The organism is Pseudomonas sp. WSY_20 (assembly GCF_043104335.1).
In the GTDB taxonomy this organism is placed as follows: domain Bacteria; phylum Pseudomonadota; class Gammaproteobacteria; order Pseudomonadales; family Pseudomonadaceae; genus Aquipseudomonas; species Aquipseudomonas parafulva_B.
Genome location: NZ_JBICKP010000069.1, coordinates 31,416 through 44,250, shown reverse-complemented (window position 1 = coordinate 44,250; position 12,835 = coordinate 31,416). Strand labels below are relative to the sequence as shown.

Here is a 12,835-nt window from a genome sequence, read left to right as displayed (position 1 = left end):
GGAGGCCAGGCGCGTATCTGTTCAACGGGCGATCCTTGACCATGGTCAGCGCGCCCTGGCGCCTGCTGACTGAGTAGCAGGCATAAAAAAACCCGCCGAAGCGGGTTTTTTTTGAAAGCTAGAAAGCTCGATCGACTTAGGCGATCTGAACTTCTTCAGCCTGCATGCCTTTCTGGCCGCGGGTAGCGACGAAAGTAACAGCCTGGCCTTCTTTCAGGGTTTTGAAGCCGTCAGCTTGGATGGCTTTGAAGTGCACGAACAGGTCGTCGCCCGACTGAGGGGTGATGAAGCCGTAGCCTTTCTCATCGTTGAACCACTTGACGGTACCGCTTTGACGATTGGACATTTTTCTGTCTCCTTGGACAATTTGATTTCGGTCAGGAAAAACCCTGCCCGGGACTGAGCGCAAAGAGAGCAGAAAATTCAGCGATGGGCCGATCAGGATCGTGCATCAAACTAGAGATTCTCGGTGTCACGTGCAGCACAGTGGCAACACCTTACCCCACTTTGCCCAAGCTGCCAATGGCCAGACGCTGCTTTCCCCGAAAAGAGATCGACGGCGGCTGCAAGCCACGCCTCGCGGGCACTGTAGCCGCGGCGGGCGGCAAACGCTGGATGGAACTTTGAAGACCGCGCCGGGACCGGTAAGATGCGCGTCTATCTTTACCTTGCAGACTCTTCAGGACATCCCGCCATGAGCATCAAATCGGACAAGTGGATTCGCCGCATGGCGCAGGAACACGGCATGATCGAGCCGTTCGTGGAGCGCCAGGTGCGTGGCGAACAGGATAACCGGGTCATCTCTTTCGGCGTTTCCAGCTACGGCTACGACGTGCGCTGCGCCGACGAATTCAAGGTCTTCACCAATATCAACTCGGCCACCGTCGACCCGAAGAACTTCGATGCCGGCAGCTTCGTCGACATCAAGAGCGACGTGTGCATCATCCCGCCCAACTCCTTTGCACTGGCGCGCACCGTGGAGTACTTCCGCATCCCGCGCGACGTGCTGACCATCTGCCTGGGCAAGAGCACCTATGCGCGTTGCGGCATCATCGTCAACGTGACCCCGCTCGAGCCCGAATGGGAAGGCCACGTGACGCTGGAGTTCTCCAACACCACCACGTTGCCGGCCAAGATCTACGCCAACGAAGGGGTGGCGCAGATGCTGTTCCTGCAATCGGACGAGCCTTGTGAAGTGTCCTACCGGGACCGCGGCGGCAAGTACCAGGGCCAACGTGGCGTCACCCTGCCACGCACCTGACCGACAGGCGTCGGGAATTTCATCGGCTTTTGACGCTCCAAGTGGTAACCCTGCCGATTTGCATAAAGCGGGTCGGCTGTTGTCAGGAGGTGCCAATGAAACTCCACCCAACGATCAGTGCGAAGTTGGCTGGCTTGCAGCCCAATCACATCGGGCTGCTGTCCTGGTCGCTGTTGGCTGACCCATTGCCGCTGCATGCCGGCGGTGTGCCAGGGCAGCCTGACCCGGACACGCCGCAGCCTGGCCAGCCGGGTGATACGCCTATGGAGCCCGGCGAGCCCACCCTTCCCGATGAGCCGCCTCCGGCGCCTGTGGCCTGATTCATTTCATAGCGGCCACACCCGGCCGGCACCGGCCAGATAGACCTGGCTGGTGCCGGCGGGCTCGATCTCCCAACCGCCTGTGAATTCTCCGAAAGCTGGCAGCAGGCTGACTTTTTCGTCGATCAGAAAGCACGGTAGGCGCAGCCGCTGGCGAGCCCTGCCGCGCAGCACGAAGACCGGGTGGACGTGCCCTGAAAGCACCGTGAGTGCCGGATGCGCCTTGGGTTCGTGTTGCAGGGCGAACGGCCCCACTACATAAGGTTCGTCTACCACGTCGATCCCCAGCTCAACAGGTGGATCGCCTGCGTTGCGGTCATGGTTGCCGCGTATCAGCACGATGCTCAACTCCGGATGACGCTCTCGCCAGGCTTGCACCCGGGCCAGCGTAGCCGGCGCCCGCGCAGTCCGGGCATGCAGGAAATCACCCAGTACGATCAGTTGCTCGCAGTCATGCTCGGCAAGCAGTGTGTCGAGCCGGGCCAACGTGGCTTCGGTAGTGCCTCTGGGAACGGGTTGGTGCAAGGCCCTGTAGCTCGCCGCCTTGCCGATGTGCACATCGGCCAGCAGCAACGTCTTGCGGGCTGGCCAATACACGGCTTTGTCCGGCAGCAGCCAGAGTTTCTGCCCGGCCAGTTCGATGGCGCAATGTGTCGTCATGTGGGGATCGCCAGGCCGTCGATGGCCAGCGATATGACCGCTACCCCATGAATGCGTCTGATCGTTATCTGGTTCAACCTGCAATGCTCTCCAATTCCGCTACCATCCGCGCGATGCGGTCTGCCAGTTTTTCCGTGCTGAGGGTTTCACGCAGCCCTTCGACCAGTAGCGCGAACGCCAGCGGCCCGGTGCGCTCCATCACACGCAAGTCCAGCCTGAGGTCGGTCAGTTTCAGCAACTGGGCCCGAAGCCGATCGATTTCCAACTCCTCGCTAAGTACCTCATCACGTGCCTGGCCCAGCAGCAGGTTGCCTGCGTCGTGCTTGCGGAACACCTCGTAGAACAACCCGCTCGAGGCCTGGATCTGGCGCATGCTCTTTTGCGCCGCAGGATAGCCACCGAACACCAGCCCAGCGATCTGGGCGATTTCCCGGAACCGGCGCAGCGCCATTTCCCCGGCATTGAGGCTGGCAAGCACATCCTCCAGAAGATTTTCGGTACTCAACGCCTGGGGCAGGTAGCTGGCCCAATCCACCGGCCCAGGGCTTAGCAGCTCGAAGCCGTAGTCGTTGACGGCGATGGAAACCGACAGCGGTTGCTCACGGCTGACACGCCAGGCGATCAGGTTGGCCAACCCCATGTTGGCCATGCGCCCGGCAAACGGGTACACGAACAGGTGCCAGCCCTGCCTGGATTTGAATGTCTCTGCCAGCAGCGTCCCTGTCGTCGGCAGCGCCGACCACTGGGCTTGTACCGTGAGCAACGGCCTTACTGCGCGCATTTCAGGGCTGTCGAAGCGACCGTGCGCTGCGGCGTCAAGTTGCTGGACCACAGCATCTGCCAGTTCGCTGGAAAGTGGCATGCGCCCGCCGTTCCAGCGGGCCACCGCCGCCTTGCGCGCGTTGCTGCGGCGCACATAGGCGGTCATGTTTTCCACGCGAACCAGCTCCAGCACGCGGCCGGCGAAGACGAATGTGTCCCCGGGCCTCAAGCGTGAGATGAACGCTTCTTCCACGCTGCCCAGGTTCTTGCCGCCACCGCCTTTGCTCCAGTACTTCAGGTGCAGCGAGGCGTCACTGACGATGGTGCCGATGCCCATGCGATGGCGGCGCGCCAGGCGCTCACTGGCGACCCGGTATAAGCCGTCTGGGTGCATTTCAACACGTTGATAATCGGGGTAGGCGCTGAGCGAGCTGCCGCCATGGCAAACGAAGTCCAGTGCCCATTGCCACTGGCTGTCACGCAGGTCGGCGAAGGCCCAGGTGCTGCGCACTTCAGCGAGCAGTTGCTGCGGCTCGAACCCGCTGCCCAGGGCCATGCTGACCAGGTGCTGGACCAGTACATCCATGCACAGGCGCGGTGACCGGCGTCCCTCCAGGTGGCCGGCCGCCAGGGCCTGGCGCATGGCGGCGGCTTCCACCAGCTCCAGGCTGTGGGTGGGCACCAGGGTGATACGCGAGCGCCGTCCAGGCGCATGCCCTGAGCGGCCTGCGCGCTGCATCAACCGGGCGATTCCTTTGGCCGAACCGATCTGCAGGACGCGCTCGACCGGCAGAAAGTCCACGCCCAGGTCCAGGCTCGATGTACAGACGACGGCTTTGAGCGTGCCCTCCTTGAGGCTGCGTTCGACCCAATCGCGGGTGTCACGTGCCAGGCTGGCGTGATGTAGCGCGATCAGGCCCGCCCAGTCGGGGCGCTCTTCGAGCAGGGCCTGGTACCAGAGCTCGGCCTGCGCCCGGGTGTTGGTGAACACCAGGCAACTGCTGCTGGCGTCGATTTCCCGGCTCACCTGCTTCAACATCTTCAGGCCGATGTGCCCTGCCCATGGAAAGCGCTCGATGTGCTCAGGCACCAGGGTATCGACCTGCAGCACCTTGTCCTGGCGCCCGCGGACCAGCTGACCACCTTGGGGCAGCAACACGTCCAGGGCATGCTGCAGGTTGCCGAGGGTGGCCGACAGCCCCCAGGTCGGCAGGCCAGGGTGCCAACGCCGAAGGCGGGCCAAAGCCAGTTGCAGCTGAACCCCCCGCTTGTTGCCGAGCAGTTCGTGCCACTCATCCACCACCACCATGCGCAGCGTCGCGAAGTCATTGCTGGCCTGTGCCCTTGTCAGTAGCAGGGTCAGGCTTTCAGGTGTGGTGACCAGCACGCTGGGCATGCGCCGGGCCTGGCGTGCGCGCTCGGCGCTGCCGGTATCGCCGCTGCGCACGCCAACGCTCCAGGGCAAGCCCATCTCGTCGATGGGCGCCTGCAGCGCTCGTGCCGTATCAGCGGCCAGGGCGCGCATGGGGGTGATCCAGATGACCTGGAGCGGCGCCGCGTGGCGCCCCTGGGCCTGGGCCTTGAACGCCCGCAGTGCCGCCAGCCAGACCGCATACGTCTTGCCAGCGCCAGTGTTGGCATAGAGCAGGCCCGACTCCCCACGCTCGACGGCGGCCCACACCTTGCGCTGGAAAGCGAACGGCTTCCAGCCGCGTTGGGCGAACCAGGCATTGGCAAGATCGGTGGCGGCGGGCATCAGGCGGGCAGTCCCTCGAAGGCTGTGCTTCTAGAGACCACCGCTGCAAGGCATTGGTTTACTTGTCAGTTGGCCAACAGATTGCCGCTGCGGCACACCTGCTCGCCGGCAACATGGGCGATCACCATGCCTGCCGTGGCCATGCGCCGCACGCTGCGCGCATACAGCAGACCAGGCTGGCTGTTGCGCAAGGGCATGACGCGATCACTGAGCGGGTCGATGACCTCGGCAATCAGTTGTCCTGCCTCCAGGTACTGCCCTGGCTTGGCGTGGTACACCAGCAACCCGCCCGCAGCGGCCGTGATTGGCTCCACCGCAGCCAGTGGCGTGGCTGGCCAGCGCAAGGGCGGCAGGGCAGGGGCATGGCCCTGTATCACGCCGGCATGGGTCAGGAAGTCGAGAATGGCCTGGCAGTCTTGGCGCGCCAGGTCGTGGCTCACATCCGCCTGGCCGCGCAATTCGAGGGTGACTGAACACGTGCCCGCCGGGATGGGGAAGCGTTTGCCAAAGCGCTGTTGCAGTTGCCACCACAGCAGGCTGAAGCACTCGTCGAAAGACTGCCCGCCCGAATCGGTCGCCAACAGACTGGCCTGGGCACCCAGGTAACGGGCCAAGGGCTCGAACTGCGGCCAGGCGTCCGGGGTGGTATAGAGATGTTCGACAGCGTCGAAGTCGCAGTGCAGGTCCAGGACCAGGTCGGCATCGCACGCCAGGCGCTGCAGGATCAGGCGCTGCGCTTGCAGTGGAGTACGCGCCGGATGAGCATCCAGGCCACGGCGCAGGTATTCGCGGATCAGGGCCTGATTGTGGAGCGGGTCCTGGGTCAGGTGGGCCTCGACCTGATCACCGATGCTGTCTGACAGATCGACGAAATTGCGGTTGAAGTTCTCGCCACTTTGCAACTCGAACCGGCCCAGCGGGGCGTCGAGCAGCACCTGCTCAAGGCCTACCGGGTTGGCAACCGGCACCAGGATGACCTCGCACTGCAGGCGGCCTTGCTGGTCCAGTTCCAGCAACTGGCGCTTGAGGTGCCAGGCCACTAGCATGCCGGGCAATTCGTCAGCATGCAGCGAGGCCTGGATGTACACCTTGCGGCCACCGCGTGGCCCGAAGTGGAAGCTGTGCAGTTGGCGGGTTACCCCCGGAACAGGGGAGAGGATGTCGTGGGTCGAGTGGTGCATGATGGTCCTGAATACGGGGCTGGAACGGTCTGGAGCACGGGCTGAGCCTTCAGATGAAAGCACAATTTCGCTGCCAGCGCCTCACGCCAGCCCCTCACAGCTGCCTGTGATCCCTGATCAGGCCAGCAAGGCCTGTAAGGTCGCCAGGTCGTCGGCCTCCTCGACAGGCTTGTCCAGGCGCCAGCGCAACATGCGTGGAAAGCGCACGGCGATGCCGCTCTTGTGGCGCTTGGACAGAGCAATGCCTTCAAAGCCCAACTCGAACACCAGCGTGGGCGTTACGCTGCGCACGGGGCCGAAGGTTTCCTGGGTGGTCTTGCGCACGATGGCATCGACCTTGCGCATCTCCTCGTCGGTCAGGCCGGAATAGGCCTTGGCGAAGGGGATCAACGTGCGGTCCGGGGTGCCGGCAGGGCCGTCCCAGACTGCGAAGGTGTAGTCGCTGTACAGGCTGGCGCGCCGTCCGTGGCCACGCTGGGCGTAGATCAGCACGGCGTCGACGCTGAACGGATCGATCTTCCATTTCCACCAGGTGCCCATGTCCTTGGTGCGGCCAACGCCATACAGTGCCTCGCGCTGCTTGAGCATCATGCCTTCCACGCCCAGGCTGCGTGACTGCTCCCGCTGCCGGGCAAGGTCCGCCCAGTCGGGCCCTTGCAGCAGCGGGGAGAGCAGTACGGGTGCCAATGGGCAGGCTTCAAGCACACGTTCGAGTTGCGCGCGCCGCTCATGCTGCGGGCGACTGCGCCAGTCCTCGCCTTGCCACTCCAGCAAGTCATAGGCCTGCAACACCACCGGGGCATCGCTCAACAGTTTCTTGCCCAAGGTCTTGCGACCCAGGCGTTGCTGCAGCAGGGCGAAGGGCTGAACGGAGGCCTCTGCCTTGGCATCGCTCGCTTTCCAGACCAGGATCTCGCCATCGAGCACCACGCCATCGGGCAGGGTCTGGGCCAGGCTCTGCAACTCGGGAAAACGTTCGGTGACCAGCTCCTCGCCGCGCGACCATACCCACAGCTGCCCGTCGCGCTTGACCACCTGTGCCCGGATGCCATCCCACTTCCATTCGATTTGCCACGCGCTGGGCGGCCCGAGCAGCGTATCGAACTGTTCGACCGGGGCCTGCAGGGGGTGGGCGAGAAAGAAGGGATAGGGCTGCCCGCCACGCTGACTATGCTCGTCGGCAGATTCGGGCGCTATCAGTTGAAGGTAGCGCTCGGCGGTTGGCCGGTGGCGGATGTCGGTATACCCAACCAATCGCTGGGCTACCCGTTTGGCGTCCAGCTCCGCCAACTGAGCCAGGGCGCGTGTGACCAGCAGTTTCGATACGCCGACGCGGAAACTGCCGGTGATCAGCTTCAGGCACAGCATCAGGCTGGGGCGATCCAGCCGTGCCCACAGAGGTGGCAGACGTTGCTGAAGTTCCTCCGGGGGCAGGCCGCGCAACGGCAGCAGGTAGGTTTCGACCCAATGCGCCAGACCTTCGTCATCGCCCTGCTGGGTGTCGGGCAACAACAGCGAAATGGTCTCGGCCAGATCGCCCACCGCCTGGTAGCTTTCCTCGAACAGCCAGTCCGGCAACCCTGCCATCGCGCCGGCCAGTTCGCGCAATACTCGGGTGGGCACCAGTTGACGCGGGCGCCCACCCGCCAGGAAATACACCGCCCAGGCGGCGTCCTGGGCCGGTGCGCTGGCGAAGTATTCGCGCAGGGCCTGAAGCTTGGCATTGCTGGAGGTGGTGCCATCGAGGCGCAAGTACAATTCGGCAAAGGCTTTCATGCGCCCTTCTCCCCGGCTGCGGCGTCATCTTCCTCACCGTATTCGGTGACGAATGCGCGGGCGTCGAGCCCCTGTTCATTTAGGTAACGCACCAGCACGCCCACCGACCCGTGGGTGACCATGACCCGTTCGGCGCCCGTCTGGCCGATGGCCCACAACAGCCCCGGCCAATCGGCGTGGTCCGAGAGCACGAAGCCTTTGTCCACACCGCGTCTGCGCCGGGTGCCGCGCAGCAGCATCCAGCCACTGGCGAACGCGTCGCTGTAATCGCCGAAGCGCCGCATCCAGCTGCTGCCGCCAGCGGACGGCGGGGCCATCACCAGGGCCGTGCGCAACAGCGGATCGTTGCGTGCAATGTCGCCGGCATAGCGGGTTTCGGGCAGGTACACCCCCGCTTCGCGATACACCCTGTTCAGCGGCTCGACGGCACCGTGCACCAGGATCGAGCCAATGCTGGGGTCCAGGCCATGCAAGATGCGCTGCGCCTTGCCGAAGGCGTAGCAGAACAGCACGCTGGCCTTGCCCTGTTCGCTGTTGGCCCGCCACCAGGCATTGATGCCGGCGAACACATCCGCCTGGGTCGGCCAGCGGTAGATGGGCAGGCCAAACGTCGATTCGGTGATGAAGGTATGGCAGCGCACTGGCTCGAAGGGCGCGCAGGTGCCGTCTGGCTCGACCTTGTAGTCGCCCGAGGCCACCCAGACCTCGCCCTGATATTCCAGGCGCACCTGTGCCGATCCCAGCACATGCCCGGCAGGGTGCAGGCTCAGGGTCACGCCGTGGTGCAACAGGCGCTCGCCGTAAGGCAGGGTCTGCAAGTTGATGTCCATGCCCAGGCGGCTGCGCAGGATACCGGCGCCGGGGTCTGCGGTGAGGTAATGGCGATTGCCGGAACGCGAGTGGTCACCGTGGCCGTGGGTGATCACGGCGCGGTCTACCGGCCGCCAGGGATCGATGTAGAAATCGCCGGGCGGACAGTACAGGCCTTCGGGTCGAGCGATGACGAGGTCCATGGCACACGCACTGGTAGGGAGTTACCAGTTAGGAGCCGCAGCGGCCAAGGGAAGTTCGACCGGTGGTTTGTTCAGCCCTTGACCATCGCAGCTGCTGCACGCCGCGGACCTTTTCTACTTGCCCGGTACCAGGGTCAGGCGCTGGGTGCCATAGGCACGTGCGAAGTGCTGGGGCGCAAGCGGCATGACCGCGAAGCGGCCCTTGAACCAGGCATCGAGGCCATCCCCATGATGCGGGCTGGCCGGGTTGCCGGACTGGCCGCTGCTGGTCAGCACCTGCAGGGGTTCAGCCTGGCTGAAGTCCACGATCAGCCGCGCCGATGCCGGCAGGCGGGTGACGAAGTCGCTTCCCCAGGCGTAGGGGGTAAAGGCGAGCGTGCTGAAGTCGCCGCCTGCAGGCTGTGCAGGACGGCCGATGGCATCTCCCAGCCCGTGGTAGGCCGGTGCAGGCCATTGGTATTGGTGCAGTTTGCCCCATTGCCAGGCGCTGCGATCGGCGCCCAGTTGGGCGATGCCCGTGTCCATTGCCGCAACCAGGCTGCGGGCCAGGATGGCGGGTTTGTCTTCCTTCTGGGGCGTACCGCGGTCGTCCCAGAACGGGCTGTCATCCCGGCCCAGCAGGTGATCGGCCTGTGCCGAGAACGACAGGCGTGCATTGCTGACGAATGCCTGCCAGGCCGCCCCCGACTCCGGCCCCAGTTCATCGAGGAACGTCTGACGGGCAACGGCCTGGAGGAACAGGGCGTACAGCGCAGCATCGGACGACACCGGGCTCAAGCGGCCATCGAATGCCTTGAGCCTGGCCAGCGCCGTACGGGCCTTGTCGCGCTGATCGGTGGGCAAGGCATTGATGGCCTGCTGCAGCGGGCCTGCCATGCCTGGCGCTTCGAACATCTGCTTGAGCTTGCCGGCCAACAAGGTGACCTGGTCGTTCTGCAGCGCCATCAGGCTGCGGCCATCAATTCGGCCATTGCCGGCAAGCTGGCCCAGGCGCTCGGCACGCTCCGGGTAGTACCAGCTGCTCGACAGCTGCATGCCGTAGCCGCGCGGCAGGCTGCGCTGGTTGGCGTGGCCGATCCAGCCAGCAGTCGGATCTTGGTCGTACGGGTGCAGCATGGGGTCGGCATAGCCATCCCAGTCATAGCGTCCATCCCATCCCGGCGAAGGCAACAGGCCTTGGCCTTCTCGGCGGTTGGGGTAGCGCCCGCTCACCTGCCAGCCAATGTGCGAAGGTTCGGCAAAGACGAAGTTCAGCGCAGCAGCCGTGACATCACGGGTGCTGTCGAACGCGCGCTCCACGGTCTTGGCACGGGTCAGGTCGAACAGTGCATCAAGGCTGCGATCACCTTTGAACTGCGGCAAGTTCAGGGCAAGGCCCAGGCTGGCATTGCCTGGCTGGCCGAGTAGCGTGCCATGACGCGTGTCATGCATCACTTCGCGCTGTGGGCGCTCGCCGCGTACCAGAAAGGTCTCGGTGTGCGCCCTGGCGGCTACCCATTTGCCGTCCGCCAGGTAACTGACCTGGTTGCCTTGATGGCGCAGCTTTTCCAGGAACAGGTCCTGGTTGTCGGCCATCACCGCGCTGCTGGTCCATGCCAGCTGGCCGTTGTAGCCAGCCAGCACGATCGGCAGGCCCGGCAGCGACAGGCCGGCCACCTGGTACTTGCTGGTGTGGATCTGTACCGGGCTCAGCGCCCAGACTGCACGGCTGTCGCTGGCCAGCAGGCTCTTGCCGCTGCGGCTGCGTTGCGGGCCGATGGCCAGGTTAGCTGAACCGGGGCTACCCAGCAGGTCAAGGTCGACCAGTTTCTGGCTGGCAGCTGCCAGGGCAGACAACCCCGGCAACTGACTGGCAAGGTCCAGGCCCTTGAGCTTGGCTGCTTCGCCTTCGGCCAGCGGTTCGTCGGCGGCGCCGGGCAGCAGCCAGGCCAGCTTGGCACTGCCGACTTTCTGCGCCAGGGTCAAGGCGCTGATCTCTTCTTGCAGGTTGACCGACTGGCTGAAGGCATACAACGCGAATATCAGCGCGGAGTCTTCAGGCTTCCAGTATTCGGGGCGGTAGCCGCTGTTGGCCAGGTCCGCCGGCAGCTTGTCGCGGTAGCGGAACAGGTAGGCGTTGACCCCGCGCGCATAGACGTCGAAGAAACGCTTGAGCCGTGGCGATGCGTCGGCGTACAGCTGTGCCGCGCTTTGCTTGAGGTTGGCGGCGCGCATCAAACGGTCGATATCCAGTGCATCGCGGCCCGCCACTTCAGCCAGCCGCCCCTGGGCCAGCAACCGCATGGCAACCATTTGCTCGATCCGGTCCCCGGCATGCACGTAGCCCAAGGTGAACAGCGCGTCATGGAATGTGCTGCTCTCAATCAGCGGAGCGCCCATGGCATTGCGCCTGACCGACACGTTCTGGGCCAGGCCCTTGAGCGGCTGCACGCCGCTGGCCGGCGGCAGGCTGTCCTGTTGGGCAGTGGTCTGGCAACCGGCCAGGCCAAGTGAACCGAGCAGCAGGGCAGCCGTTGCAGCGCGCGGGCGGAAAAAGAAAAGGGCGGGGGCGGCCATGGCAAGGCTCCTGCAAGGCATAGCGGGGATGGAAAGGCGCTAAGGTAGTGAGCAGGCCGCCTGGGTGCAAGGCCTGCCCTGGCTTTATTTCGGCACATCGGCCCAGCGCTGGATGAGTGGCAAGACCTTGTCGGCCATTTGCCAATCCCCGGCCGTGACGCCGGGGTATCCAGGGGCGCGTTGCAGCGGGTCAAACTTCGAAATGCACAGCCATGGCGTCGGAAAAGTGCGTGCAGTTGATGCGGGTGTACCGAACGTAGTTGCGCGTGATCGCAAAGGATTCGCCAGGCATCAGCAGTACATCGTGCTGTTCGAGTTGGCGCAAGAAAGGATGCAGGTTGGCAATATCGGGGTGATGGACCCACAGGAACATGCCGCCGTGCGGCGTGATGTCGAAGCGCCAGCCGCGGTCTGTCAGCGTGCGCTGGGTCTGAACCTGCTGTCGAATCAGGCGTTGCTGCAAGTCGCTCATGTGCCTGGCGTAGGTGCCGTCGGTGAGGATCGTATTGACGAAGCGCTCGCAGAATGCAGGCACGGCCACGCAGGTGAGCAGTTTTAGGCGCATGAGCGGTTCGACCAGTGCAGCCGGGCAGGCGATGTAACCCACGCGCAGGGAGGCGGACAGGCACTTGGAGAAGCTGCCGATATAGATGACCTGCTGCAGGTTATCCAAGCCGGCGAAGGTCTGGCGCACACCCGGGCTGAAGTCGCCGTATACGTCGTCTTCGACGACGTAGAAGCCGTGTTCGATCGCCAGTCTCAGCACGCCGAAGGCGTTGTGCGGGCTGACGTTGCTACCGGTGGGGTTGTGGAATGTGCTGTTGCAGAAGAAGGCCTTGACCTTGTGCTGGGCCAGGTGCCGCTGCATGTCTTCAAGGTCGGGACCGTCTTGCAGCCGACGGATGCCGACCACGTGCCCCCCGGCCAGCTCGATCAGCTTGACCAGGTTGCCGTTGCAAGGCTCGTCAACGAACACGTGATCGCCAGGGGCGATCAGCAGGCGGGCCACCAGGTCCAGGGCCTGGGTGGCGCCCAAGGTGCTGATTAATTGCTGCGGGCCTACATCGATCTGGGTCATGCGCCGCAGGTGCACGCACAGCTGCTTGCGCATGGGCAGGTAACCCTGGATGTCGCCATAGTCGGCCAGCGAGCTTTGCTCCAGGCGCGCCGTACGCCGCACGGCCTTGGCCAGCAGCTCGGTGTCGCGCCAGGCAGGGGGCAGCCAGCCGCAGCCGAGCTTGGTGTAGCGCGGGCCGCCTTGCAGCAGCTTGAACAGCGCGTCCCCGGCCATATGCCCGGGCGCCTCGTCCCTGGCTGGCGGCCGAGTGGTACCGGCCACGAAGTAGCCACGCCCTGGCACGGCCGTCAACAACCCTTCACTGACCAGGCGCCCATAGCTGGACACGACCTCGTGGTAGGTGGCACCCGTGCTGGCCGTGAGCTTGCGAATCGACGGCATGCGTTGCCCCGGCAGCCATTCGCTGGCAGCCAGACGCTGCCGGAGTTGATGAAGGAGAGTGTCAGCACGCATCGACTGGCCCGTCAGTGTT

10 protein-coding genes are annotated in these 12,835 nt (G+C 64.4%); 2 read left to right on the top strand and 8 right to left on the bottom strand.

The window, feature by feature from the left end; genetic code table 11:
• Nucleotides 1–136: 136 nt before the first annotated feature.
• Nucleotides 137–346: a cold-shock protein gene (locus ACF8E5_RS16800; RefSeq protein ID WP_016488765.1), complete on the bottom strand. Its 210-nt coding sequence runs from the start codon at nucleotides 344–346 to the stop codon at nucleotides 137–139.
• Between the two features lie 348 nt (nucleotides 347–694).
• Between ACF8E5_RS16800 and dcd the strand changes: the two genes are divergently transcribed.
• Together dcd and ACF8E5_RS16790 are read left to right on the top strand one after the other, a co-directional pair.
• Nucleotides 695–1,261, top strand: coding sequence for a dCTP deaminase (gene dcd, locus ACF8E5_RS16795; protein ID WP_023535255.1), 567 nt, complete (start codon nucleotides 695–697; stop codon nucleotides 1,259–1,261).
• 95 nt (nucleotides 1,262–1,356) lie between these two features.
• Nucleotides 1,357–1,581 (top strand): hypothetical protein, encoded by a 225-nt coding sequence (locus ACF8E5_RS16790; protein WP_058606055.1) that lies wholly within the window; start codon nucleotides 1,357–1,359, stop codon nucleotides 1,579–1,581.
• Between the two features lie 6 nt (nucleotides 1,582–1,587).
• On the opposite strand, the gene pdeM is transcribed toward ACF8E5_RS16790, so the two are convergent.
• From pdeM to ACF8E5_RS16755, 7 genes are all read right to left on the bottom strand, one after another.
• Nucleotides 1,588–2,241, bottom strand: coding sequence for a ligase-associated DNA damage response endonuclease PdeM (gene pdeM, locus ACF8E5_RS16785; RefSeq protein WP_078478100.1), 654 nt, complete (start codon nucleotides 2,239–2,241; stop codon nucleotides 1,588–1,590).
• A 73-nt stretch (nucleotides 2,242–2,314) separates the two neighbouring features.
• The gene (locus tag ACF8E5_RS16780; RefSeq protein ID WP_078478101.1) at nucleotides 2,315–4,759 is read right to left on the bottom strand and encodes a ligase-associated DNA damage response DEXH box helicase; all 2,445 of its coding nucleotides are present in this window, start codon (nucleotides 4,757–4,759) and stop codon (nucleotides 2,315–2,317) included.
• Nucleotides 4,760–4,824: 65 nt separating this feature from the next.
• The gene (locus ACF8E5_RS16775; RefSeq protein WP_058637956.1) at nucleotides 4,825–5,940 is read right to left on the bottom strand and encodes a succinylglutamate desuccinylase/aspartoacylase family protein; all 1,116 of its coding nucleotides are present in this window, start codon (nucleotides 5,938–5,940) and stop codon (nucleotides 4,825–4,827) included.
• 117 nt (nucleotides 5,941–6,057) lie between these two features.
• Nucleotides 6,058–7,716: an ATP-dependent DNA ligase gene (locus ACF8E5_RS16770; protein WP_392475561.1), complete on the bottom strand. Its 1,659-nt coding sequence runs from the start codon at nucleotides 7,714–7,716 to the stop codon at nucleotides 6,058–6,060.
• A complete protein-coding gene (locus ACF8E5_RS16765; protein ID WP_196136200.1) occupies nucleotides 7,713–8,729 on the bottom strand; it encodes a ligase-associated DNA damage response exonuclease in 1,017 nt (338 codons plus the stop codon). Before ACF8E5_RS16765 ends, ACF8E5_RS16770 begins: the two co-directional genes overlap by 4 nt.
• Before the next feature lie 114 nt (nucleotides 8,730–8,843).
• On the bottom strand, nucleotides 8,844–11,285 hold the full coding sequence (locus ACF8E5_RS16760; RefSeq protein WP_392475560.1) for a penicillin acylase family protein: 2,442 nt from the start codon (nucleotides 11,283–11,285) through the stop codon (nucleotides 8,844–8,846).
• Nucleotides 11,286–11,475: 190 nt separating this feature from the next.
• Nucleotides 11,476–12,816 carry a PLP-dependent aminotransferase family protein gene (locus ACF8E5_RS16755; protein WP_196185221.1) on the bottom strand — a complete coding sequence of 447 codons (1,341 nt, stop codon included), beginning with the start codon at nucleotides 12,814–12,816 and terminating at the stop codon, nucleotides 11,476–11,478.
• Nucleotides 12,817–12,835: the final 19 nt, after the last annotated feature.